22 protein-coding genes, 4 tRNA genes, 1 pseudogene and 1 riboswitch are annotated in these 24,166 nt (G+C 64.2%); of the genes and pseudogenes, 14 read left to right on the top strand and 13 right to left on the bottom strand.

What is annotated here, in order from left to right:
• Positions 1–33: 33 nt before the first annotated feature.
• A complete protein-coding gene (locus CHB96_RS04075; protein WP_089243326.1) occupies positions 34–858 on the bottom strand; it encodes a DUF5710 domain-containing protein in 825 nt (274 codons plus the stop codon).
• Between the two features lie 109 nt (positions 859–967).
• Positions 968–1,387 (bottom strand): MarR family winged helix-turn-helix transcriptional regulator, encoded by a 420-nt coding sequence (locus tag CHB96_RS04070; RefSeq protein ID WP_089243324.1) that lies wholly within the window; start codon positions 1,385–1,387, stop codon positions 968–970.
• A gap of 40 nt (positions 1,388–1,427) precedes the next feature.
• Positions 1,428–1,663: riboswitch (cobalamin riboswitch) on the top strand.
• A 130-nt stretch (positions 1,664–1,793) separates the two neighbouring features.
• Between CHB96_RS04070 and metE the strand changes: the two genes are divergently transcribed.
• Entirely contained in the window at positions 1,794–4,043 is a 2,250-nt protein-coding gene (gene metE / locus CHB96_RS04065; RefSeq protein ID WP_089243322.1) for a 5-methyltetrahydropteroyltriglutamate--homocysteine S-methyltransferase, read from the top strand.
• A 14-nt stretch (positions 4,044–4,057) separates the two neighbouring features.
• Here the strand turns inward: metE and CHB96_RS04060 are convergent, their stop codons facing one another.
• On the bottom strand, positions 4,058–4,519 hold the full coding sequence (locus tag CHB96_RS04060; protein ID WP_089243320.1) for a MarR family winged helix-turn-helix transcriptional regulator: 462 nt from the start codon (positions 4,517–4,519) through the stop codon (positions 4,058–4,060).
• A 96-nt stretch (positions 4,520–4,615) separates the two neighbouring features.
• Here CHB96_RS04060 and CHB96_RS04055 point away from each other — a divergent pair, with 96 nt between their 5' ends.
• The 4 genes from CHB96_RS04055 (at position 4,616) to CHB96_RS04040 (ending at position 7,624) form a co-directional block, all read left to right on the top strand.
• Positions 4,616–5,641, top strand: coding sequence for an ABC transporter substrate-binding protein (locus CHB96_RS04055; RefSeq protein ID WP_089243318.1), 1,026 nt, complete (start codon positions 4,616–4,618; stop codon positions 5,639–5,641).
• A gap of 105 nt (positions 5,642–5,746) precedes the next feature.
• Positions 5,747–6,184 (top strand): MarR family winged helix-turn-helix transcriptional regulator, encoded by a 438-nt coding sequence (locus CHB96_RS04050; RefSeq protein WP_089243316.1) that lies wholly within the window; start codon positions 5,747–5,749, stop codon positions 6,182–6,184.
• Between the two features lie 8 nt (positions 6,185–6,192).
• Positions 6,193–6,615, top strand: a complete 423-nt coding sequence (locus CHB96_RS04045; protein ID WP_089243314.1) for an organic hydroperoxide resistance protein — start codon at positions 6,193–6,195, stop codon at positions 6,613–6,615.
• 13 nt (positions 6,616–6,628) lie between these two features.
• Positions 6,629–7,624, top strand: a complete 996-nt coding sequence (locus CHB96_RS04040; RefSeq protein WP_089243312.1) for an NADP-dependent oxidoreductase — start codon at positions 6,629–6,631, stop codon at positions 7,622–7,624.
• A gap of 21 nt (positions 7,625–7,645) precedes the next feature.
• Here the strand turns inward: CHB96_RS04040 and CHB96_RS04035 are convergent, their stop codons facing one another.
• The 3 genes from CHB96_RS04035 to CHB96_RS04025 are packed head-to-tail and all read right to left on the bottom strand — an operon-like array spanning position 7,646 to position 10,453.
• Positions 7,646–8,539: an oxidoreductase gene (locus CHB96_RS04035; protein ID WP_089243311.1), complete on the bottom strand. Its 894-nt coding sequence runs from the start codon at positions 8,537–8,539 to the stop codon at positions 7,646–7,648.
• Between the two features lie 25 nt (positions 8,540–8,564).
• A complete protein-coding gene (locus CHB96_RS04030; protein ID WP_089243868.1) occupies positions 8,565–9,482 on the bottom strand; it encodes a glucosyl-3-phosphoglycerate synthase in 918 nt (305 codons plus the stop codon).
• Entirely contained in the window at positions 9,479–10,453 is a 975-nt protein-coding gene (locus tag CHB96_RS04025) for an alpha/beta hydrolase (protein ID WP_089243309.1), read from the bottom strand. The genes CHB96_RS04030 and CHB96_RS04025 overlap by 4 nt, the downstream gene beginning before the upstream one ends.
• Positions 10,454–10,661: 208 nt before the next feature.
• On the opposite strand from CHB96_RS04025, the gene CHB96_RS04020 reads away from it, so the two are divergent.
• Genes CHB96_RS04020 through CHB96_RS04005 form a run of 4 tightly spaced genes read left to right on the top strand, consistent with a single transcriptional unit; the run spans position 10,662 to position 15,728 of the window.
• On the top strand, positions 10,662–12,089 hold the full coding sequence (locus CHB96_RS04020) for a condensation domain-containing protein (protein ID WP_089243307.1): 1,428 nt from the start codon (positions 10,662–10,664) through the stop codon (positions 12,087–12,089).
• 5 nt (positions 12,090–12,094) lie between these two features.
• Positions 12,095–13,558, top strand: coding sequence for a DHA2 family efflux MFS transporter permease subunit (locus CHB96_RS04015; RefSeq protein WP_245865215.1), 1,464 nt, complete (start codon positions 12,095–12,097; stop codon positions 13,556–13,558).
• A 30-nt stretch (positions 13,559–13,588) separates the two neighbouring features.
• Entirely contained in the window at positions 13,589–14,788 is a 1,200-nt protein-coding gene (locus CHB96_RS04010) for a lipase family protein (RefSeq protein WP_089243303.1), read from the top strand.
• Positions 14,789–14,807: 19 nt separating this feature from the next.
• Positions 14,808–15,728 carry a pseudouridine synthase gene (locus CHB96_RS04005; RefSeq protein WP_089243301.1) on the top strand — a complete coding sequence of 307 codons (921 nt, stop codon included), beginning with the start codon at positions 14,808–14,810 and terminating at the stop codon, positions 15,726–15,728.
• Here the strand turns inward: CHB96_RS04005 and CHB96_RS04000 are convergent.
• Complete coding sequence (locus CHB96_RS04000) at positions 15,698–16,801, bottom strand: hypothetical protein (RefSeq protein ID WP_089243299.1); 1,104 nt, start codon at positions 16,799–16,801, stop codon at positions 15,698–15,700. The two genes, CHB96_RS04005 and CHB96_RS04000, sit on opposite strands and share 31 nt — an antisense overlap.
• 83 nt (positions 16,802–16,884) lie before the next feature.
• Between CHB96_RS04000 and CHB96_RS03995 the strand changes: the two genes are divergently transcribed.
• The 3 genes from CHB96_RS03995 to CHB96_RS03985 all read left to right on the top strand — a co-directional run bounded on the left by CHB96_RS03995 (position 16,885) and on the right by CHB96_RS03985 (position 18,336).
• Positions 16,885–17,292, top strand: coding sequence for a hypothetical protein (locus CHB96_RS03995; protein ID WP_245865213.1), 408 nt, complete (start codon positions 16,885–16,887; stop codon positions 17,290–17,292).
• A gap of 31 nt (positions 17,293–17,323) precedes the next feature.
• Positions 17,324–17,911: a helix-turn-helix domain-containing protein gene (locus CHB96_RS03990; protein WP_089243297.1), complete on the top strand. Its 588-nt coding sequence runs from the start codon at positions 17,324–17,326 to the stop codon at positions 17,909–17,911.
• 128 nt (positions 17,912–18,039) lie between these two features.
• Positions 18,040–18,336 (top strand): ANTAR domain-containing protein, encoded by a 297-nt coding sequence (locus tag CHB96_RS03985; protein ID WP_245865211.1) that lies wholly within the window; start codon positions 18,040–18,042, stop codon positions 18,334–18,336.
• 361 nt (positions 18,337–18,697) lie between these two features.
• On the opposite strand, the gene CHB96_RS03980 is transcribed toward CHB96_RS03985, so the two are convergent.
• The 5 genes from CHB96_RS03980 to CHB96_RS03960 form a co-directional block, all read right to left on the bottom strand.
• Positions 18,698–19,258: a DUF6584 family protein gene (locus CHB96_RS03980; protein ID WP_089243866.1), complete on the bottom strand. Its 561-nt coding sequence runs from the start codon at positions 19,256–19,258 to the stop codon at positions 18,698–18,700.
• Positions 19,259–19,452: 194 nt separating this feature from the next.
• Positions 19,453–19,529: transfer RNA gene (locus CHB96_RS03975), tRNA-Phe, on the bottom strand.
• A gap of 137 nt (positions 19,530–19,666) precedes the next feature.
• Positions 19,667–19,740, bottom strand: a tRNA-Asp gene (locus CHB96_RS03970).
• Between the two features lie 131 nt (positions 19,741–19,871).
• Positions 19,872–19,944 (bottom strand) — tRNA-Glu (locus CHB96_RS03965).
• Between the two features lie 79 nt (positions 19,945–20,023).
• Positions 20,024–20,692: a TetR family transcriptional regulator gene (locus tag CHB96_RS03960; RefSeq protein ID WP_089243293.1), complete on the bottom strand. Its 669-nt coding sequence runs from the start codon at positions 20,690–20,692 to the stop codon at positions 20,024–20,026.
• A 703-nt stretch (positions 20,693–21,395) separates the two neighbouring features.
• Here CHB96_RS03960 and CHB96_RS03955 point away from each other — a divergent pair.
• Together CHB96_RS03955 and CHB96_RS03950 are read left to right on the top strand one after the other, a co-directional pair.
• On the top strand, positions 21,396–22,649 hold the full coding sequence (locus tag CHB96_RS03955) for a lipase family protein (RefSeq protein WP_089243291.1): 1,254 nt from the start codon (positions 21,396–21,398) through the stop codon (positions 22,647–22,649).
• A gap of 58 nt (positions 22,650–22,707) precedes the next feature.
• Positions 22,708–22,783 (top strand) — tRNA-Lys (locus CHB96_RS03950).
• 221 nt (positions 22,784–23,004) lie between these two features.
• Here CHB96_RS03950 and CHB96_RS03945 read toward each other — a convergent pair.
• A pseudogene (locus CHB96_RS03945) lies at positions 23,005–24,165 on the bottom strand (site-specific integrase); the annotation flags it as partial.
• Position 24,166: the final 1 nt, after the last annotated feature.

The raw sequence follows: 24,166 nt of genomic DNA, 5'->3' as shown, positions 1-24,166 counted from the left end.
GCGCACTCGTTGCTGTACTCGCCGCCCATACCGTCACGCGGTCCACCACGACGTCACGCGGTGATACCACTTCGTGTTTCGGCGAGGAGACGCAGCGATGGCTCGACCAGGTGTCTGCGGTTCGTCTGCCTCACAGCCAGAGTCACGTCGAGACGGTGTCGAACCGTCGTCATCCAGGCTGCGAGCGGCTATTTCACGTCGTTCGACGGCACTCGGCGGCCGTCGGACCGAGATTCCAACTCCGGTCAGAATGTCGAGATCCAGATCCCATACGAGGCCCGACGCTCGGCGCCACACGACGAACGCGTCGTCGATGTGGCGTCGCGCTTGCGCAGGTGTCTTGCCTGTGACCGTCACGAGATGGTCGAACGCTTCGCGCTCTTTCCCCGTCACTTGGGCGAAGCCGTAATGAGTGACGCGATGGCAGTCCGTACACAGGCAGATCAACCTGGCGAGCCTCTGCGTCCGCGCTATCCAGTCGTAATCCCACCGTTCGTGGACTTCGAGCCATCGGTCGACGTGCCTGTCCGCCTCCGCGCCACAGATCTCGCACTTCATTCCTGCCCGCCTGGTGATGGTCCGGCGAAGACGCTCCCAGTCTCCGGGCTCGACACACGATCGGACGTTGGTGAACCAACAGGTGTCGGGAATCAGATCGACGAACAAGCCGTCACCGAGAGTTCTGTCCTCACCCGGTAGAACGTCCGGAATCTCGGGACGAGCGGCCCATCGTGCGAGTTCCTCGATTCCGGCCCGCGGCGCGTACCAGCGCTTCGCAGTCGGATCCCACCTCGCACCTTGTTCTTTGGCCAAGTCTTTCTCTGCGTACGCGACGTCCAACCACAGTCGTTCGACCACTGCTGCCCCCCAGCTCGCGGATTTCACTTCGTCCCGACAGCGGAGAACCCTAGTGGCTGGGTCCGACATGTCGTCCGAAGCAGGACTCGACGCGAACATGACGCAGAGGTCAGTCAGCTTGCGCGAGCAGCCGCGTCATGTTGGCTTTCAGCGCGTCCGTCAGCTCCGGATGCCGGGCCGTGAACTGGGCATCGAGCTCGGCGACCACCTCACCCGCGCGAGTCAGCAGCTCCTCGCCGTCGGCCGTGACCCGCAGCGTCGACGCGGACCCGGCGTGCGCGGTGGCGTCGTCGACAAGGCCCTTGTCCTTCAGCGCGGCGACTGCCGTGTGGGCGCTCTGAACGGTGATGCGGGAGCGCCTCGCGAGTTCGCTGAACGAGATGTCCGGGGTGCGACGGATGTGCCCGAGCAGGCCGTACTTTCGCGTCGTCAGGCCCAGTGGCTTCAATCCCTCGTTCAACTCGGCATCCCAGATGCGGCTTGTCGTCAGCAACATGATCGTCGGGCTGAACGGCGGCACGTCGGGCATGGAGGAAGGCTACCGATTCACACAGACGCCACGTGCACCTATGCTCATGCCTGCAGTTGGTTCGCCCAGCGGTCGTGAGGAGCCCCGAAGACCGCAGACGGTGACGCAAGAGGGAACCCGGTGTGAATCCGGGACTGTCCCGCAGCGGTATGCAGGAACGACCGCCGTCATATGCACTGGAGAAGCCTCTCTGGGAAGCGACGGCCAGTAGATGCGACCTTCTATTCAGGTCGCGTGCCTGCGAGTCCGAATACCTGCCTTCTGTGCTGTGCACGCCGTGTGCAGCGGTTCACCGCCTCGTGGAATGGGCGAGTAGACCTGCAGCGTGTTCTTCCATGGGCTCACTCAGGCTTCTCGCGCGCTCGGTGGTGATCCTCCCATCTGATGCACCTTGGAGACAGACGAAGTGACATTCGAATTCACCGCCACGGTCCTCGGCTCCCCGCGGATCGGTCCGAAACGAGAGCTGAAGAAGGCCGTCGAGTCCTACTGGGCAGGGAAGATCGACGCCGCCGCTCTCGAATCGGTGGCCGAGACACTCCGTAGGGAAAACCTGAAAGCCCTGGTCGCTGCAGGCCTCGACTCCGTCCCGGTCGGCACGTTCAGCTACTACGACCACGTCCTCGACACCGCCGTACTACTGGGCTCACTGCCCGAGCGCGTGCAGCACATAGCCGACGAGAAGGACCGCTATTTCGCCGCCGCGCGAGGCAACGACACCATCGCGCCGCTCGAGATGACCAAGTGGTTCGACACCAACTACCACTACCTCGTGCCGGAGATCTCGTCGACGACGACGTTCTCGCTGCATCCGCAGAAACTCCTCGACGAGCTGAAAGAGGCTCGGGCACTGGGAATTCCCGCTCGACCCGTCGTCCTCGGGCCCGTCACGTTCCTACTGCTGTCCAAATCGATCGACGACGCACGCCTGTTGGATCGCCTCGAGGACATCCTCCCTCTCTACGCGGACCTGCTGAAGCAGCTGGCCGACGCAGGTGCCGAGTGGATTCAGATCGACGAGCCCGCCTTGGTGGCAGACCGGACGTCGGACGAGATCGATTCGGCCAAGCGCACATACGACTACCTCAGTGCCCTGGAGACCCGACCTGCCATCTTGCTCGCGTCGTACTTCGGGGATCTGGGCGGCGCACTGCCGGTGCTCGCGTCGACCGGCATCGAGGGGTTGTCGATCGATCTGACTGCGCCGGGAACAGTCGAACAGGTTGCTGCGGTTCCGTCGTTGGCGACCAAGAGGATCGTCGCCGGCATCGTCGACGGCCGGAACGTCTGGCGAACCGATCTGGATCGATCTCTTGCAACGCTGGCGAGTCTGCTCGGAAGCGTCGGATCCCTTGCTGTGTCGAGTTCCTGCTCGCTGCTCCATGTTCCGTACACGCTCGACGGTGAGGACGGGATCGCCGATCCGCTACGGTCGTGGCTCGCGTTCGGCTCCGAGAAGGTTGCCGAGATCACCGTTCTGGCGCGAGCGCTACGTTACGGCACCGACGCCGTCGACAGCGAATTGTCCGCAGCCCGAGCAGCATCGGCGACGCGTCGCGCCGACCCGAGGTTGCACGACGCGTCGATCCGGGCCCGCCTCGACGCCGGATTGTCGGTGGATCGCAGTTCCGCCGAGGAACGGCGTCGGTCCCAGACGTTGGGTCTGCCGCCGTTACCTACCACCACGATCGGCTCCTATCCGCAGACCACACGGATTCGTGTCGCACGGGCAGCGCTGCGGAACGGCGAGATCGACGAGGCCGAGTACCTCCGTCGCATGAAGGCCGAGATCACGGAAGTCGTTGCACTGCAGGAGAACATTGGGTTGGACGTGCTCGTGCACGGCGAGCCGGAGCGCAATGACATGGTGCAGTACTTCGCCGAGCAGCTGAACGGGTTCGCGGCGACGACGAACGGATGGGTGCAGTCGTACGGTTCTCGGTGCGTTCGGCCGCCCATTCTGTTCGGCGACGTCAGCCGAACCGGTGCGATGACCGTCGACTGGATCACCTTCGCCCAGTCGTTGACCGACAAGCCGGTCAAGGGAATGCTGACCGGGCCGGTGACGATTCTGGCGTGGTCCTTCGTCCGCGACGACCAGCCGCTCTCGGAGTCCGCCGACCAGGTCGCACTTGCGATCCGCGACGAAACCGTCGACCTGCAAGCTGCGGGCGTTCGGATCGTCCAGGTCGACGAACCCGCTCTGCGCGAGCTGCTTCCGTTGCGGGCCAAGGACAAGGAGCACTACCTTCGGTGGTCTGTGCGGGCGTTCAAGCTGGCCACATCCGGTGTCGCGGACTCCACTCAGATCCATACGCATCTGTGCTACTCGGAGTTCGGTGAGGTCATCGATGCGATCGTCGCACTCGATGCGGATGTCACGTCCATCGAAGCGGCGCGTTCGCACATGGAGGTGCTCGACGACCTCAATCGCGTCGGCTTCGACCTCGGAGTCGGACCCGGTGTCTACGACATCCATTCACCACGTGTTCCGGGCGTCGACGAAATCGCGGAGTCGCTGCGCGCGGCGTTGAAAGCGGTTCCGGCCGAACGCCTCTGGGTCAATCCCGATTGCGGTTTGAAGACTCGCGGTGCCGCCGAGGTCGAGGCGTCGTTGCGGAATCTGGTGGAGGCGGCGCGTTCCCTACGTGAGTGAAAATGTATAGCCCTCTATACATTTTCACTCACGAGGCGTAGCCCTTCGTTCAGCTTCACCATCGCTGGTAGAGCCTTCTCGACCGCCCGTCGCTCTGCGGGCGTGAGCTGACCGATCTCGGCCGACAGCACCTCGATCCGGCGATCCGTGCGACGCTCCCGCCGGGCCGTTCGTTCTTCGTTCACGCGGAGTACGACGGCTCGGCCGTCGGTCGGATCGGGGTGACGGTCGAGGAGACCCTTGTCGACCAGGGTTCGAACGAGAGTGCTGACGGTGTTGTGCCGGAGTTTCAGACGGGTGGCGATGTCGCCGATCCGACTGTCGGGAAACGCCAGGACCGTACGCACTACTTCAGCCTGCGCCAACGGGAGTGTCTCGTCGGTTCCCGACTCCGGCAGATGTGCGCGCAACACCCGACGAAGGTCGAACGCCGCGTCGAGCACTCCCCTGGCCAGATCGTCGTTCGAGTTACTCACGACACAAAACTATATCTGACACAGATATTGTTTTCCTCGCCGGAGTCAGGATAGCGTTGCCTCACCTTGCTCAGCAATCTCGCACGAAGAGGCACCGTGAAACGCGCACTACTCCTTTCGATCGTCACCGCCGCCGTCGCACTCGCGGCTGCATGCGGCACCACCGAACCAGCCGCGACCAGCTCGCCAACCCCGACCCCGACCACTGCAGAATCCGCAGCCCCCGGCCCTACCGGAGTGCCCGACGGCATGGGCTCCCCTGGCGTCGACGACGGCGTCTTCCCCCGCACCGTCGGGCATTTCGGCGGAACCACCGAGATCACGGCCGAACCGAAGCGCATCGTCGTCATCGCGACGGGGCAACTCGACAGCATCCTGACCTTGGGCGTTCTGCCGACCGGCGTCGCGTACGGTGACGGCGCCGCGCTCGTTCCCGACTACATCGCGAGGGAATTTCCCCAATACGCTTCACAGATGGCCGAATTCGTCGACGTCGGACACCGTCAGGCACCCGATCTCGAAGCCATCGCAGCCCTCCAGCCCGATCTGATCCTGGCGAACAAGGCCGCGTCGGAGGACAGCTACGGAACATTGTCGGCAATCGCACCGACCGTCCTCACCGAGGGCACCGGAGTCAACTGGAAGCAGGACTTCCTCCTGCTCGCCGATGCCGTCGGCCGGACCGAGCAGGCACAGTCGTTCATCGACGACTTCGTCTCGCGTGCACACGATCTCGGGGACTCGCTTCCGGACGAGCCGACGGTCTCCTTCGTCCGGTTCACCGCAGATCGCGCACGAGTCTTCGGCGTCCCGTCGTTCGCCGGCTACATCGCATGGGACGCGAACCTCGCCCGCCCCGAGAGCCAGCAGTTCGACAAGACCTCACAGGACTTCAGCGAAGAGGAGATCAACTTGGCCAACGCCGATTGGGTTTTCGTCGGAAGCCAGCAGTCCGACGCCGGCTCCCGGGCCGAGCAGTACACGACGAATCCTCTGTGGACCGGAATGAGCGCGTCGACCGAAGGCCACGTCGTCTCGGTCGAGGACGACCCGTGGTACCTCAATGCCGGGCCGACGGCGGCGACGATCGTGCTCGACGGTCTGGAGGAAACCCTGCGCTGACGCACCTGTGCGTGGAGAGTTGGTCGCCGTACCAACTCTCCACGCACGGGCGGCGAAGCCGCAACTAGGTTGCGCACAACATAAACGTGCACTACCGTTCTTCAGGTGACCAACGAACTCGCACTCGACCGTCAGGTGTGCTTCGCGCTGTACTCCGCATCGCGGGCTACCACCGCGGTGTATCGCCCGATGCTCGAGCGGATGGGCGTCACGTATCCGCAGTACCTCGTGCTTCTGGTGCTGTGGGAGAAAGACGGACGAGGAGTCCGCGACATCTGCGCCGAACTCGATCTCGACACCGGAACCCTGTCGCCGCTGCTCAAGCGGCTCGAGAACCTGGGCTTCGTCGAGCGTCGACGCCTCACGACGGACGAACGACGCGTCGAGATCTATCTGACGGAAGCCGGAAGTGCACTACGTACCGAGGCACTCGACATTCCGAAGGAACTTGCCGGCAAGACCGGAATGACCGTCGAGGATCTCGAACATCTACGAGATTCGCTGGTCAAGCTCACCGACGCGCTCCACACCACGAAAGGGTGACTACTTCCATGAAGACCATCTACACCGCCGAGGCCCTGGCTACCGGCGAAGGCCGCAACGGCCACGCACGTACCTCCGACGGTCTGCTCGACGTCGAACTCGCCATTCCTGAGGCCATGGGCGGCAACGGCCAGGGCACCAACCCGGAGCAGCTGTTCGCCGCAGGCTACGCGGCGTGCTTCCACTCGGCACTGCAGCTGGTCGCCCGGCAGAACAAGGCCGACGTCACCGATTCTGCCGTCGGCGCGCGCGTCGGCATCGGCCCGAACGATCAAGGCGGCTTCCAGCTCGAGGTCACTCTGGAGGTGACGCTGCCGAACCTCGGCCGCGACGAGGCTCAGGCGCTCGCCGACAAGGCCCACGAGGTGTGCCCGTATTCCAACGCGACTCGTGGCAACATCGACGTCACCGTGACGGTCACCGAAGACTGAGAGGCCGAACACCATGCAAGCCAAGGAAATTCATCTCGCATCCCGTCCACACGGTGAGCCGGTCACGGACAACTTCCGCACCGTCACCACCGATCTGCCCGCGCTGGAGGACGGCCAGATCCTCGTCCGCAACACCGTCATGTCGGTCGATCCGTACATGCGCGGACGCATGAACGACGTGAAGTCGTACGTCCCGCCGTTCCAACTCGACGCGCCGCTCGACGGAGGCGCGATCGGCGAGGTCGTCGAATCCCGTTCCGACGCAATCGCAGTCGGCGACGCCGTGTCACACGGTAAGGGCTGGCGCGACGCCGCGGTCGTCGACGCCAAGTCGGTGCGCAAGGTCGATCTGGACAAGGCGAAGGCGTCGGCGTACCTGGGCGCGCTCGGCATGACCGGTCTGACGGCGTACGCCGGGCTCACCGCGGTGGCGCAGTTCGAGGAGGGCGACACCGTGTTCGTCTCCGGCGCCGCCGGTGCCGTCGGCTCGCTCGTCGGGCAAATCGCCAAGGCGCTCGGTGCATCTCGCGTCATCGGCAGCGCCGGTTCGCCCGCGAAGGTGGCGCGCCTGCTGGAACTCGGCTTCGATGCGGCATTCGACTATCACGACGGTTCGGTGAAAGAGCAACTCGCACAAGCTGCTCCGGACGGCATCGATGTCTACTTCGACAACGTCGGCGGTGATCATCTCGAGGCAGCGATCGCGTCGGCCAACAAGTACGCCCGATTTGCGTTGTGCGGAGCCATTTCTCAGTACAACGCGACGGAACCGACTCCTGCACCGCGCAACCTCGCTCTCGCCATCGGCAAGGAGCTGACACTGAAGGGCTTCATCGTGGGCTCCTACGGTCAGCTGTCGGGCGAGTTCTCCGAGAAGATGGCGCAGTGGCTCGCCGACGGCGTCGTCGAGTGGGACGAAACCGTCGTCGACGGGCTCGAGAACGCGCCGCAGGCATTCATCGGCCTGCTGCGCGGTGAGAACACCGGAAAGATGGTCGTCACCATCTGATGTCGGCCAGTGGCACGGCAGCTACTCGTCGTGCCACTGGTAGGTCACTCCGGTCAGCTCCTCCGATTTCTCCCACAGGCCGGCGGCCACGGCCCGATCACGAGCTCGCGCACTGTAACCCACGATCCTCGGGTACCCCCGCTGTTCGAACGGACCGTCCGGGCCGATGTACAGCCCGCTGGTCACGTCGGGTGACGTCGCGGCGTACAGCTCGGGCAGCGCACCCATCTCGGCGCTCTGCGCGAACAGCCGATTCCCGACGCCCAACACCTTGTCCTGGATCGACTCGGTGTGCGCCTGCAGATTCGTCCGCGCGTAACCTGGATGAGCCGCAAGCGATTTCACGGAAGACCCGGCCGCCGCAAGACGACGATCCAGCTCGAGCGCGAACATGAGGTTTGCGAGCTTGGACTGCCCGTACGCTGCCCATCGACGGTACGGTCTGCGGTCGTAGTTCACGTCGGTCAGGTCGATCTTTCCGATCTGATGCAGTCCACTCGACATCGTCACGACGCGGTCGGTGATGCGCGGCAACAACAAACCGGTCAGCGCGAAATGGCCGAGGTGATTGGTGCCGAACTGCATCTCGAAACCGTCGGACGTTCGGCGACTCGGTATCGCCATCACACCTGCGTTGTTGATCAGCACGTCGACGCTCTCGACCGTGTGCGCGAACTCGCGCACCGACGTCAGATCCGCCAGATCCAGCCGACGCGCATGCACGCGCGGCCCGATACTCCGCGCGACGGAATCGCCTTTTCGAGTATCTCGACACGCCAGTACGACGTCGGCGCCAGCCGCACCGAGGGCACGAGCCGTCACCTCCCCGAGCCCACTGTTGGCCCCGGTGACGATGAAGCGTCGGCCGGATTGATCGGCGATGTCGGATGCGGTCCACGCGCCACCTGCGGTCATCGCTCGAGCCTAACGCCGTCCCCGACTAGCGTGAGCTGATTACGGCGGCGCGATTCATCGGCGGGCGATCCGTCGCCATCAACGACCCGGTGACCGAGTGAAACGGGTCGTGTTCGGATCCGAACACGACGTGATCGACTGCCGAGTCGGCGATTCCCAGCCTGCCGAACATCGTCGCGATGATCTGACGGCTCATCATCGCGAGCTCGGCCGTCGGACGGTTCCGATGCGCGCGCACGCCGAGGTTGACCTGACCGATCGCGTCGATCCCCAGTCTGTCGTACGTGTCGAGCAGAATCCCGATCTCGACGCCGTATCCCGGCGCGAACGGGATCGACGTCAACAGCTCCCGCGTTGCGGCATATTCACCACCCAACGGCTGCAGCACGCCCGCCAGTTCCGGCCGCAACGAGGACAGCAGCGGCCGCGCGACGAGTTCGGTGACGCGACCGCCTCCGTGCTCGGTGGCGATGCCGTCGACACGTAGTGGCCGACGGTAGAAGCCCTTCACGAGCTGCACACGAGTGCCGAGCAACAGCGGTCCGAGCAGCGACGGCACGAAGTCGGGGCTGGGATCGACGAGGTCGGAATCGACGAACACGACGATGTCGCCCGTCGTCGCCGCGAGCGATCTCCACAGCACCTCGCCTTTCCCCGGCCGCGGCGGCACGTCGGGCAGTACGTCCTCCCGCGAGACGACCCGAGCCCCGGCACGACGCGCCTCGGCGCCGGTGGCGTCGCTCGAACCGGAATCCACGACGACCAGTTCGTCGACGAGGCCGCCGAGGAGCGGAACGATCGACGAGACGACGCCTGCCACCGTCGCTTCTTCGTTCAGCGCAGGCAGCACCACCGACACCGTGCGGCCGCCTTTGGCCTCGACGAGTTCGGTCACCGACCACTCGGTCGCCCGCCACGAATGTCGAAGAAGCCCGGGACTCACTGCGCCACGCCCATCGCCGACGCCAGCAGCGGCCACGAGTCGTGCATGTCGTCCTGCCAGTAGCCCCACGAATGTGTGCCCGAGTCTCGGAAGTTGTAAGTCGCTGCGATGCCGAGGGAATCGAGCCTGGTCTGCAGCTGCCGTGAGCAGCGGTCGGTGGCGGATTCGATGAGCGCGCCCACCGCGAGTTGCTCGACGAGCTTGCTCGGGCTTCCACCGACGTCGGGACCGCTCAGCGTATCGAGCGGTCCCGGCAATCCCGAACCGCTCGAGACGTAGATCGCTGTTCCGCGCAACTTCTCTGCATTCACGTAGGCATCGTGGTCCACCCAGGCCGGATCGTCGTCGGGCCCCCACATGTTGAGAGTGCTTCCGCGACCGCGCATTTCGACGACGGATTTCACGTAGGCCCGACCCAACGGATCCGACGTCATCGCACACCCGCTGTACGACGCGGCCCCGCGATACAGTCCGGGATGTTCGATCGCCAACTGCAACACCGACGTTCCCGCCATCGAAATACCCGCGATCGCGTTCACACCGTTGCCGCCGAATTCGGTATCGACGACGGGTGGCAATTCCCGGCCCAGGAACGTGGACCACTTGTTGCGTCCGAGAACCGGGTCGTCGCGGTACCAGTCGGTGTAGTAACTCGCTTCGCCTCCGGTGGGAACGACGACGTTGACCTGCTTGTCGCGGAAGAAGTTCGACATGTCGGTGCGGTCGAACCAACTGCTGCCGCCGAGACCGCCTGCCGCGCCGTTGAGCAGGTACAGCGTCGGCGCCGGGGTGTTCGGGTCTGCGGCACGAAGGACCGTCAGCTCGATCGATCGGTCCATCGACGGCGAGTACACCTCCACCGTGACGATGCGGTCGGAAGGTGCTGCGGCAGAGGGCGTTCCGAAGGAGACCAAGAGCGTGCACGCCACGACCACGGTGACGATCGAGGACATGACGGAGCGATACGGCATTTGCGAAATGCTATGTCGACGTCGGCGGCAGATACGGCGCCCGACGGCAAGTCTGTCAGAAGTCGGTGTGCGCCGTCGTGAACGTTGGGGCCATTCACAACACGAAACATGCGACGTCGGGGCCTCTGCCCCACCATGATTGACGGCGCGCGGGGGCACATCGGAGCTGCGCACTCATTCTGCACGTCGCTCACGAAAGAAGGTTCGCGTGGTCAGTTTCGGACTCATCGGAGAGTGGAACCCCGTTCCCGGACACGTCACGACCTGGAAGCCGACTGCCGAATCCATTGCCCGCGTGCATGCTGCCCCGCCACACCCGGTACCGCCGTCGCACATTCAGGAGGAGTATCTGAAGTCGGCATACCGTAACCGCGACTCGGGCTTCAGGTTCTCGCGACTGTGTCTGGTCACCTTCGACATCTTCGAGCCGTTGGACCTCGACGCGATGACGCAGGCGATCAACGGCTTCGTCCGGCGACACGACACGTTCGCGAGCTGGTTCCACACCGACGAGGACGGCGTCGTTCGCCACGTCACCGACCCGGATGCCATCGAGCTGGTTCCGACCTATCACGGCGACTTCGACAGTCGGGAACGCCTACGCGAGCACGTCCAGGACACCACTCCTGGTCCGACCAGTTGGGACTGCTTCTCGTTCGGCGTCATCGACCACGGAGACACCTTCACCGTCTATGCGGGCGTCGACCATCTGAACACCGACGGCATCTCCCAGGCGCTCACGTTCTTCGAGCTCCGCACCCTGTACACCGACGCCGCAGCGGGCACACTGAACGTGCAGCCGTGCATGGGCAGCTACCTCGAGTACTGCACACGCGAACGCGAGGCGAGTGCACAACTGACGCTGGAATCACGCGAGGTCCGCACGTGGATCGACCTCGTCCGCGCAAACGGCGGTGATCTGCCGACCTTCGCACTGCCCCTCGACGCACGCACGGACGAGTACACCCGTTCCGAAGTCCGAGACATCCCTCTGTTCGACAAGGGCCTGGCGGAGGCGTTCGACGAGGCCTGCGAGCGCGCGGGCGCCAAGATCACCGGCGGCATCTTCGCAGCCGCGGCGATCGCCGAATACGAATTGATCGGCAAGGAAGGCTATCTGGGGCTCACCCCGAAAAGCACACGTACGACGCCTGGCGAGTTCGGCGCGATCGGATGGTTCTCGAGCCTCATCCCGGTGCACTTCACGGTGTCGGGAACGCGCACGTTCTCACACCTCGCCGGTGTCGCACAGCGTGCGTTCGAAGCCGGAAAGCTCCTGTCCGACGTCTCCTACCACCGCGTGCTGGAACTCGTCGCACCCGACAGCGGGATCACGACGCAGCCTGGATGGTCGGCGCCGATGATCTCGTATGTCGACGTGCGGAAGCTCCCCGGCGCCGACATCGTCTCGAGCGTCAACGGTGGACTGTTCGGCAATCAAGGCAGTTCCGACGAGGTCTACATGTGGATCAACCGCTTCGAAGACCACACCGGTGCGACGTTCATGTTCCCTGGCACCGACGTCGCACGCGAGTCCATCCAGCGCTATTTCGATGCCATCGGCGAGGTCTTTCTGTCCGTCGCACGTACCGGTGACTACTCGTTCGCGGACTCGGTAGAGGGAAGGACCGCGTAATCGTCGTGACGTCGACTCGCCACATCGCCCGCCGCAGGCTGTGCGCATGTCTGGTGGCGGTGTTCATGCTGATGATCGACGTCACGATCGTCAACGTGGCGCTGCCGTCCATCGCCGACGACATCGGCGCCGACGCCAGCGCCCAGGCTCTGATCGTCTCGTCGTACACACTCGCGTTCGCGTGCACGCTCCTGACCGGCGCGTGGCTCGGAGGTCTGATCGGTCGTAGAACGGTATTCGTCTGCGGCATGTCGGGTTTCGTCGTCGCATCGATTCTGTGCGGCTCCGCGTCGTCGCCCGAACTTCTCGTCGCCGCGCGCGTGGCGCAAGGAATCGCGGGCGGACTCGTGTCGGGCCAGACCGTCGCGGTCATTGCGTCGTCGTTCCCTCGCGCGCGCCACAGCGTCGTGTTCGCACTCTACGGTGCGACGGCGGGAGGCGCGGCCATTCTCGGCCCGTCGATCGGCGGAGTACTGGTCTCTCTCGATCTCTTCGAATGGGGCTGGCGGACAGTGTTCTTCGTCAACGTCCCACTCGGACTGGCGGCACTCGTGATCGCCGCGTCCAGCCTGTCCGACGCCAAACCCGCCGCCCTGCCGCGCTTGGACCTTCGCGGTGTCGTGCTGTCCACACTCGGCCTGGTTCTGCTGGTCCATCCGCTCGTCCACAGTTACCGCCACGGATGGTCGACGACGACGATCCTCACTCTCGTCGCGTCTCTGGGATTCATCGGATTGTTCGTGATCCACGAAATACGCTGGTCCCGGGCGAATCACGAGCCCATGCTGCGGCTGGAGTTGTTCCGGCGGCGCACGTTCGCCGTCGGATGTGCGTTGTCGATTCTGATGTTCGGCTCGTTCACCGGGTTCTTCTTCACGGTGTCGCTGAGCCTGCAGTTCGGGCTGGAGCTGACACCGATGCGCACCGGACTCGTCACCGTTCCCTTCGCGGTCGGCGCGGCACTGTTCTCCGTTCTGTCACCGATGTTGTTCGGGCACATCGGGACTCGCATGTTGCCGCTCGGGTTCGTACTGTTCGGCGTATCGATGATGTGCTTCGCGGCGGTGTCCTACCACGAGTCGACCGCGACAAGCCTTCTGGCGCTGGCTGTTCCGTTGTTCGTCGGCGGCGCAGGCATAGGCGTGTTCGTCGCTCCGCTGCAGACGACCATCGTCTCCGGCACGGACTCGTCCACGGTCGGTTCCGCGTCGGGCATCATTCCGACGGTGCAGCAGGTCGGCCAGGCCGTCGGGCTTGCGTTGATCGGTCTCCTGTTCTTCCACCGTTTGTCCGAACTGACCCCGTCGGTGCCCGCGGGCAGCGTCGGATGGGACGCGGCCCAGCCGTACGTCGTCGCGCAACGCCACGTCTTCTACGTGCTCTCGGCGGTGGTCGCCTGCGCCGCACTGCTGGCACTTGCCCTCCCCAAGAGGGTCGGCAGCCTGCCCGAAGTCCCCGTCACCGTCTGATCCGCCCCACACGCCAGGAAAAGGACCACCGTGCGCACTCGTCTCACCGCAGTCTTCGTCGTCGTCGCTGCGACATGCGCCCTGCTCTCCGGGGCGCCTGCCGCGGGCGCCGACCCCGTCGCACTGTCCCCCGACCCGGATGCCTTCTATTCCGCGCCGCCGACTATCGGTGACGCAGCGCCCGGTGACGTGCTGAACAGCAGACGCGCGGACGACCCCCGCTATCCGAACACCGACATCTGGCAGATCGCATACCGCTCGACGAACTCCGCCGGCGACCCGATCGCGGCGGTCATGACCGTATTGATGCCGCGTGGCCGAGGCGAGGGGACACCGCTGGTGTCGTACCAGGCGATCGTCAACGCGTTGGGAACCAAGTGCGCCCCGTCGCACGGCTTGTTCTCCGACGAGTTGATCGAGGCTCCCGCCGTCTATCTGGGCATGGTCGCCCGGGGGTGGGCCGTCGCCGTGCCCGACTACCTCGGCCCGACGGCCGCGTACGGCGCCGCCAAGATGGCAGGTCAGGTGACGCTCGACGGAGTACGCGCAGTGCAGCGGTTCCAGCAACTCCCACTCGCCGACTCCCCCGTGGGCCTGCTGGGCTACTCCGGCGGCGGCCTGGCGACGTCGTTCGCCGCCGCGCTCGCGCCCAGCTATGCGCCCGAACTGAAGATCGCGGGCATCGCCGAAGGCGGAATCCCGTCGGACCTGGCCCAGATCGCTCAGAATCTCGCCTACAGCCCGCTGCCGCATCCAGGTTTCGGCATGGCGATGGCCGTCGCGCTCGGCCTGGAACGCGAATATCCCGACCGCTTCCCGATCACCGAGAATCTCAACGACCAGGGAATCGCACTGCGCAACAAAATGTTCAACGAATGCCGGCGGTCCATTCTCATCGACGGTGCATTCCACAGCGCCAGGGATCTGACGACGGCCGCATCGCTCGCGGAGACACCGAGCGCGCAGGAAGTGCTGCGCGAGAACAGTGTGGCCTTCTACGACGGCATTCCGACGGCACCCCTGTTCGTGTGGCAGGGAGTCAACGACTTCATCGCGCCGTTCCAGCCCGTCCGCGACATGGTCGGTCGATACTGCGCGGCAGGCGCCAGCGTGCAGTTCCGTGGATACCCAGCGGCCGAACACTTTTCGGCCACCGTCCTCGGCCTCCCCGAGGCGTACCTGTGGTTGGACGCCAGGTTCCGAGGTGAGCCGGCAACCGGCAACTGTTGAAGCGGATAGGCTGAGCGCCATGGCCCGCGCTCCCCTCCCGATACGCAACGGCCTCGGACCGACTCGCGTTCGCATGCCCGACGAGCAGTCGTCGTCGACCGTTCTGGGGTACCTCACCGGCCGATTTCCGCAGGACGCGGACCGTTTGCGCGAGAAGGTCGCAGGACGCGAGGTCGTCGACGCCGAAGGGACTGCGATCGACGAGAACACCCCGCTCGTGCCGCGCGCCGACATCTACCTCTACCGCGACGAGCCGGTCGAGCCGGTCGTGCCGTTTCCGATCGAGATTCTCCATCGTGACGACAACCTGGTGGTGATCGACAAACCGCACTTCCTTGCGACGACGCCACGCGGTGCCTACGTGGCGAGATCGGCTCTGGTCCTGCTCCGACGTGAACTCGACATGGCGGATCTCAGTCCGGCGCATCGACTCGACCGACTCACGGCGGGCGTGTTGATCTTCACTGCGCGGCCGGAAGCCCGACGCGCCTACCAGGATCTGTTCGCGCAGCGGACCGTCGAGAAGGAGTATCACGCCGTCGCTCGATTCGATCCGAACCTCGAGTTTCCGCGGACCATCCGCAGCCGAATGATCAAGGAGCGAGGAGTACTTCGCGCCGAGGAGGTCGACGGGGAACCCAATGCGGAGACACGCGCCGATATCCTCGAGACCGACGGTGTCCATGCGCTCTATCGACTGCGTCCGAGAACCGGTCGCACACATCAACTTCGGTTGCACATGAGTTCGCTCGGAGTTCCGATCCTCGGCGACAATTTCTATCCGGACTTCTACGATGTACCAGGCGACGACTATTCCGCGCCGCTGCAGCTCCTCGCTCGGTCGATCGAATTCGTCGATCCGTTCACGAACGAACGTCGAACGTTCACCAGTACCCGGTCGCTGACACTTTATTCGGGCATCGACAGAACATCGCCGTGAGATGCGTTGTCCTCGGCGATTTCCGCGGTTCTGACAGTGATTCGATGCGACAGGACCGCCATGGTGAACAATCCGATCGCGACGTTGAACAGAGCCGCGAATCCTTGCTGCGCGAAATCGACGAGTGCATTGAGCAACGTGAAGATCAGCGCCGCGATTCGCAGCATGCGCAGCGGCCACAGTTTCCTGTTTCGCAGCGCGACGACCGAGGGTAGCGACAGTGCGAACGTCAGGCACGAGGACACGAACAGAATGCCGCTCGCAATTCCCATCTTGTCGATGTCGATCGTGGTGTCCTCGGAATCGAAATGCAGGTCGCCGAGCACCAACTGCACGATGCCGAAGACGACGCCGACGAACGACGCCAGCGTCATCGCCCACGCCACGACCGGCACCCACCGTGGGCTCTTGAAGAACCCGGGTATCAAGCGCGGAAGCACGTTCCGGGCGTCGTAGAGTCGCGCGCGGCCGGGCCCACAGTTCTCGAGCAGCAATCTCAGACCGTCGACGGTCCGGGTCTCGGCTCCCTCTGCTTCGGCGCGATCGACCATACGCAACGCCCATTCACGCCGATGCTCCGGCAGCCCGTGCGCGACGCCTTCCGCGGCGATGAGAGCAGCATTGGCGAGCGTTTCGTCGCGGGACGGCCGACGTGCGTCACGGACGACTCGATTCCCGACGAGAACGACGACGACCAGTACGTACATGATCTCGGCCGACGGCCCGTAGAAGTAGTCGTTGTCCTTCGTGACGAACTTGCCGACCTCGTCGAGGAACAGGCCGAATCCGATTCCGCCGAGCACGACCGCGAACGTGCGCACACCGAAGCCGATGAACATCCAGCCCGCCAGCAGTGCCAGCATCATCGCGGCACCACCCCACAACGCGTGCGCGATATGCAAGGTGCCACCGCCGACCTGGGGATAGCCGGTCAGTTCGAGGTACAGGCGTGTGACGAGAATCGTCGCGATCGCAATGATCATGAACGCTTCGGCGGTTGCACTTCCGTAAGCGTTGCGCAGTATCCGCGACCGTCGAACCCGGACGGTCGACGACGCGACATCGGTGGCCACCGCACAAGTATGAGCGCCTCACCCGTCCGTGCGGTTCGTTTCCGCGGCACCGGTGTTCGGACTCGAAAGCTACGATCACCCCCATGAAGTTCCGAAAGCTCGCGATCACGTCCGGCTTGTCGCTCGCACTCGTTCTGGCAGGCTGCAGCGCCGACGACCAGGCGGATGCGAATCAGACGCTCGACAACGCGGCAGGTTCGGCCAGCAGTGTCGCCGCCAGCGTCGGCGAGCAGGCGGGAAATCTGTTCGACGACGCCAAGGTCCAGGCCTTCGTCGTCGCATTCCGCGCGCAGTTCGGAGCCCTTGCCGAGAACCGCGACGACAACGCGATCAAGGCATTGTTGAACAGCACGTGCGTCGAGATCGCGAGCGGCACCGACGAGTCGGCCATCGTCTCCGAACTCGAGGTCGAGGCGGCGTCGGGTGATGCCCGTCCGTCGACCGAGCAAGCTCAGCGCATCTACGACCAGGCAAAGCTCGCCTGTAGTTGACAAATCGGTTTGCTGAAACTGCAATAGAGAGATGAGCACGCCCGAGCAGGAGATCGACGACGTCATCGCAGGGGTCGGCCCACGCCTGCGACGCCTGCGCAACGAACGAGGTACGACGCTCGCAGCTCTCGCCGACACCACCGGCATCTCGCTGAGCACCCTGTCGAGGCTCGAATCGGGTGACCGCAAACCGAGCCTCGAACTGTTGCTGCCGATTGCCCGCGCACACCAGATCCCGCTGGACGAACTCGTCAGCGAACCACCCGTCGAAGACCCCCGAGTCAAGGGCACACCTGTCCGTCGAGAGAACGTCACGATCCAACCGCTGACGCGTCGCCCGGGCGGCATGCAGGCCTACAAGATCGTCGTCGACCCCGTCCGGTCCGAGCCGTCACCTCGCGTCCACGAAGGGTACGAGTGGCTGTACGTCCTCAACGGAAAGTTGAGGCTCGTGCTCGGTGAACACGACATCGTCATGAAGCCCGGCGAGGCCGCCGAGTTCGACACACGCGTCCCACATTGGTTCGGCGCTGCCGACGGTAATCCCGTCGAATTACTCAGTCTGTTCGGCCCGCAGGGTGAACGAATGCACGTTCGCGCCAAACCAACCGAGTCTTAGTGCGTCGGCTACTTTCCCGTCGGTGACGTATGGCAGAGTGAGCGACCTCTGAGGCGTCGAGAGTGAACTGCGTCTCAGAGTCGGCTGGTCCGATTCCGTCCACCACCACGAACTCGCAAGGAACGTTCATGACAGACAGAACTCCCGATACAACGGCGTCTCGGGGACCCGCTTCACGCACCGATGTGGACATCGCGACGGGCGTGCTCGTCGGAGTAGGCGGCGGTAGCGTCGCGGCGGCCGTCGACGACTTGTTCGCCACCGCCCGCGACAACCGCGTCAGCCTCTTCGAGCTGGCGCGTGCGGTCATCACCTTGGCCGAGGGCAAGGATCGCGGCGATTCCGACACTCGCCGAGTCGCATTGGCGCGCTGGGGCTCGCTGCTCGCGGCACGATCAGCGTCGGAAAACAGTGTCTCCGCGTAACTCGGGAAAACGCGCCGTCATCTTGTCGATCTGACGGTACATCTCGTACAGCTCCAGTCGCAGCGTGCTCGCCTGCGACTCGAGCTCCCGCGCGCGTGTCAGCGCTTTGTCGGCACGCGCGCGGAACGCACGAGCTTGCGCGATCTCGATGGACGTCGTGCATTTCTCGATGTGCTCCGCGAGCCCTGCAGCGAAAACACGCGCTTGAGCCAGGTTGACGTCGTAGTTGTCGTCACGCGGTGTGTCTGCACGCGATGTGTCGTCGATGAGATCGTCCTAGGTTCGTCAGAAGGTATTCGGTTCGATCCGTGAATGACCCGCGGAACACAATACGCGGCAACGCACGTGGCCCTCTCGCGCCCTACGAGAACACGAGAGCCAGCACGACGGACGCCGACGTCGCCGCGATCGCGACGATGATCAACGTCGCGACGATTCGCTGCCGGAAAGGCCGACCCGAGCCCGCCGTCGCATCGCCGGACGTCGGAAACGCGTCGTCGAAGAAATCGTCCGTGTCGACGCCGAGTTCGTCGAAGTAGATCGTGTCGCGTGGGGGGACCCACTCCTGTCCGGTGCTCCGAACCGCGGCCGTGAGTCGCAGGAGACGCTCCTGGGCCTGTACGGGGTAGTACTCCGACGGTGCATTGATCGGGAGGACGCGCGCCAGCCCGATGGGCGACGGGTGCCGAGCCTCGAGCGCAGCGAAAGCTGCCGATGCAGTGGGGTCGTCGTCGGTCTTGCCCGTCAGGAACCACGCCGCGCCCGCGGCAGCGCGATCGCCCATCAGTAGGTGTGTGTAGGCGAGAAGCTCGAGAATGGGTTGCGACGCCGGGGCAGTCCTCAAGGCGGCGTAGAGCCGGTCACGCGCCGCGGCGTTGTCGCCTCTCGCGAGATCGCTTTGCGCGTGTTCGATGACGTCCACCGAATCAGCGTAGGCCGGGAGTCGCCGCGATGCCACGTTCGCCACGACTCGGGCTATGGCCACTTCGCGAATGTGATTCGGACTGCTGGGTTTTCGATTCCGAGCCACGTGTGGGCTGCGCGATATCGGGAAGAATATGTTCGCCGTGAATTTCGGCGGATGCGCATCGAATACGACAGCGCGACTACGAATTGTGGTGGCCAGGGCCGGGATCGAACCGGCGACCTTCCGCTTTTCAGGCGGACGCTCGTACCAACTGAGCTACCTGGCCGTGCGGCACCGGTGACAATGCCAAAGCCGACTTCGGAATTCCCACAACTCTCGAAACTCCGATGCCGGCCTGTTGCGCTACCCACCGGGAAACCCGGTGCTACCGCACGCAAGTCAGATACTTTCGTATCGACTTTGCGACCCTGACGGGACTCGAACCCGCGACCTCCGCCGTGACAGGGCGGCGCGCTAACCAACTGCGCCACAGGGCCTTGCTCGAATTTCATCTCTGAAATTCACTGCCGCAAACCTTAGCAGATGTTTTTTCTGCTTCGAACCGCGGCGGCCTGCAAGAGACTGCTGTACTGCTGGCCGGTTTGTCAATTCCGACCGTGTCCTACCGTACCCCCTACGGGATTCGAACCCGCGCTACCGCCTTGAAAGGGCGGCGTCCTAGGCCGCTAGACGAAGGGGGCCCGCCGGATTGCTCCGGCGCTACCCTCAACGGCGTTCCGTTGGGAGCTGGGATAGCTTAGGACACTTCTCTCGGAAAACTCAAACCGGCAGGTCAGAGGCATTTTCGACGACCGCGGCGGTGTTCTCGGGCCATCCGTGGGTCCGCCACCGATCCAGCCACTGTGGTGTTGCCATCGCGAACAGGACGACCTCGAGCGATTCCTCGAACATCGCGCGGAGATCGCTGCTGTCGGCGATGAGGTCCGCCATGTACCGCTGACCGGCAAGCGACGCCGACAACACCCTGATGAACTTCTCGGGGGCGAACTCGGCCGAGAGGTCACCCGTGGACTGAGCCCGACGGGCCAGCTCCAGGCCTGCCATTCCCCACACTCGTCCACCGCCGGACTGGACCTCGCTGTAGAACTCGGGCTCGACGATGAGACGGAACTCCGCTCGAACGATGACGTCCGCCTGAAAACCACGGGCGATGTCGTCGATGATCCCGTGGATCACCTCGAACGGGTGCAGCGTCGAGTTCTTCCACCTCTCGGTGATCGCGACATATCTGTCCAGGGCTGCGCTGAGCACCGCCCTCGCCAGGTCTTCCTTCGACTGGAAGTGGAAGTACATCGCGCCCTTGGTGGCGTTCGAGCCTTCCAGGATGGTGTTGACCGACGCCGCCGCATACCCGCGCCGGGCGAACTCCGATGCCGCGGCCTCGACGATCGCTGCCCGGGTCCTACGTGCGCGCTCTTGTTGTGCCATTGCTTTCCGTGCCCTCCGAACCCACGCGACCCGCTTCTATCTGCGGGCGTACCGCAAATTCGAGCCTACTTCACCGGAGCACGAAATGACCGGCCTCCAGCTTGGAAGTCCCTGATAAACCGGGAATCGGACAATTCGAAGGACCGCAACAAACAATCCGAGTGGTATGCTCTGTGCGGCTCGAGTGCGCTGCAGGGGGTGCGCACTCGGGTCGCCCCTTTCCGCCGCGCACTCACTTCCTGCGGCACTGGCCCCCGATTCGCGCCTCGCCCAATTCTGCGCTGGCGACGTCCAAGCAAATCTCACATCGGCGACACCGGATCCCGCGAACGCTGCAGCGGAAAACGGGCCGTCGGCCCGGTTGTCCACCGCATTGGACCGAAACGACAGGAAACCCGAACTCATGACTGTCGAGCGGTATCGACAGAGGTAATTGAACTCCGAATTACTGTCTCGGATAATGGAATTGACATCCTCACGATCGATTTCCATACCGGATTCCGAATACGGTGTGCCACAACATACTTCGGCACAGAATCTGCACCGAGAGCCGATAAACCCCTACCTCCGAATGAATTTCGTCCCAGGCTCCAGATAACAGTTCGAAATCGACACGGACCATGTTTCACACACCGCATCGAAGTGCATTTATTGTGATCTAGAACACATCGGGTCGACGACGACTACGAATCCAGGTGAGAGCATGTCCCGCGCACAACTCTTAACCCGTTCGGCAACAACGATTCTCGCTCTGTGCCTCGTTCTGGCATCCCCGCACACGGTCGACGCGGATCCATTGTCGGACTTCGTGTCGCCTCCCCAAGACCCTTCCTTGGCCGAGCCGACGCCGTTGGGCGAACCGTGGTTCGATCCGCCCGAAGGTTACGAACAGCTCGCTCCGGGAACGGTTCTCGATACGCGGGAGGTCACCGTCGGGCCGCTCATCACGCCGACCAGGTCGACCCAGATCCTTTTCCGCTCCACCGATTCCAAGAATCGCCCTGTCGCAGCCGTGACGACTGTGATCGTCCCCACCGCCCCGTGGACCGGACCCGGCCCGCGTCCGGTCGTCGCGTACAACATGGCGATCGACTCGCTCGGAAACACCTGCGCGCCGTCGTGGACCATGCCACGCGGAATCGCACCGGAAATCGCTGCGGTGCAACTGTTTCTGGCGAAGAACTATGCCGTCGTCGTCACCGATCATCAGGGGCCTCGGCAGGCCTATGCCGCCGGCCGTATGGCAGGACACGCCGTCCTGGATGCGTTGCGCGCCATGGTGAATCTGCCGCAACTCGGGCTGCCACACGAGTCACCCATCGCGATCACCGGGTACTCGGGCGGTGCGATCGCGTCGGGCTGGGCAGCTCAGCTAGCCCCCAGCTACGCCCCGGACGTCAACCTTGTCGGCACTGCGTTCGGCGGCGCGCCCATCGACTATCGAATCCTGTTGCGTTCGATGAACGGATCCAACGCCGCGTCGACGCTGTTCCTCTCGGCCGCCATGGGAGTCGCCCGTGAGTACCCGGAGATGTTCCAGCTCATGAACGCCAACGGACTGCGCCTGACACAGATCGCCAAGGACATGTGCATCTACCTGTTGGCACCGGGCGGCCTGGTGGCACCGATACCGGTTCAAGCACTGTCCGACATTCCCGACGTCGACAGAACTCCCATCGCCGAGGCGATCATCGCCGACACCCGCATGGGTGGCGATCTCGCACCGACGACGCCCGTCTTCATCTATCAAGGACAGCAGGAGTTCTGGATCCCCCGCGAGGGCGCCGAAACCTTGTACGACGAGTGGTGCGCGCACGGCGCGAACGTGCGGCTCGAGGAGTACGTGGGTGAACACCTCGTCGTCGCGCTCTCCGGACTACCTGGTTCGCACGCGTGGATCGACGACCGTCTCGCAGGTAAGCCTGCACCCGAAGGCTGCAGCAGCTTCGGGCGATAGCGAGGCAAGGGGGTACCTCGCTCGACCCTCGATGTGCACCATTACACTTTCGATCCGCGCCCCTATAGCTCAGTTGGTAGAGCTACGGACTTTTAATCCGCAGGTCGTAGGTTCGAGTCCTACTGGGGGCACCATCCTGACCAGGCAACTCCTGGTCAGAGGCGGTATCCGAGGCTTCAAGATCACCCGAAGTGGTCACCGAATGGTCACGGACGGTTTCCTGCAACGCCTGGTCACGGGGTTTCCGAGGCACCAGACCGGCTGCCGCCTCGGCTGCTTTCGACCCGACACCCTTGAGCAGATGCGAGTACGTGTCCGCGGTGATCGCGATCGACGAATGCCCGAGCCGCTTCGACACGACAGCGAGCGGAACATCGGCCGCGAGAAGAAGGCTGGCCTGTCCGTGCCTCAGATCGTGCAGGCGGATCTCGCGTAGCCCGAGGGTCCGGCAGACCTTCTTGAAGCGCTCTGTGACGCTCTGGGGCGGTATCGGCGTGCCGTCCTCGCGGGCGAAGATCAACCCGTGATCGGAGTAGCCGCTCCCCCACGCCATCCGCTCGGCATCCTGCGCGAATCGGTGCGCCAGCAACACTCCAGCAGTCTGCTCGTCCAGGTCGACGACGCGGTCCTCACCGGACTCGGTCTTCGGCTTTCCGAACTGAAACTGCCGGTGCTCGCCGTGGCAATAATCACACTCGATTCCGGTGCCGTCGACCTCGACGAGTTGCTGCCGAACCGTGATCACCTTGTTGATGAGGTCGACGTCGTCCCATCGAAGGCCGCACATCTCACCGCGCCGCAGGCCCGTCATCGCGGACACCTCGAACAGCGGACCCAGCCGCTCACCTGAGACGTGATCGAGGAACGTGCCGAGCTCGTCGACCTCCCACGGCTTCACCTTCGGCCGCCGAGCCTTCGGTAGCTCCAGATTCTTCGCTGCGTTGAACGGCACCAGGTGCTTCGCCTGCGCCGATGTCAACGCGCTTCGCAGTGTCGCGTGGATCCGGCGGATGGTGGCCGCGCTGCGAGGCTTCGGGTTGCGTCGTTTCCCCTTGCTGATCTTCGCGCCGACGGCCGGCGCCGATGGCGGCTCGGCGAGCGCCTGGAGCATCTTCTCGATGTGGTGGCCCCGGAGGTCACCGAGTCGGAGCCTGCCGAGGTGCGGGATCAGGTAGGAGTGGACGTGCTGGGTGTAGCTACGGAGCGCGGTCGGGCGCATCCCCGCTGCCTTCTTCGCCTCCAGGAACGACAGCAGGTAGGCCTCGACGGTGAGCTGCCGATCGTGGGAGACCTGGCCGTTTCCGACGGTGACGAGGAACTTCGCGAGTTCGGCCTCGGCTTCGTCGCTGGTGCGGTACCCGGACTTGCGGACCTGCTGGCGTTTGCCTGTCTCGGGGTCGATGCCGATGTCGACGAGGAACGTCCAGGAGCCGTGCGGTTTGCGGCACGACTTCCGACGTCCACGCGCGTCGTACTCGATGGGGCATTTGCAGCGCTTGGAGACAGAACCCTTCACG

The organism is Rhodococcoides kyotonense, assembly GCF_900188125.1.
GTDB classification, from domain to species: domain Bacteria; phylum Actinomycetota; class Actinomycetes; order Mycobacteriales; family Mycobacteriaceae; genus Rhodococcoides; species Rhodococcoides kyotonense.
This window is presented reverse-complemented; position numbering and strand designations above follow the sequence as displayed.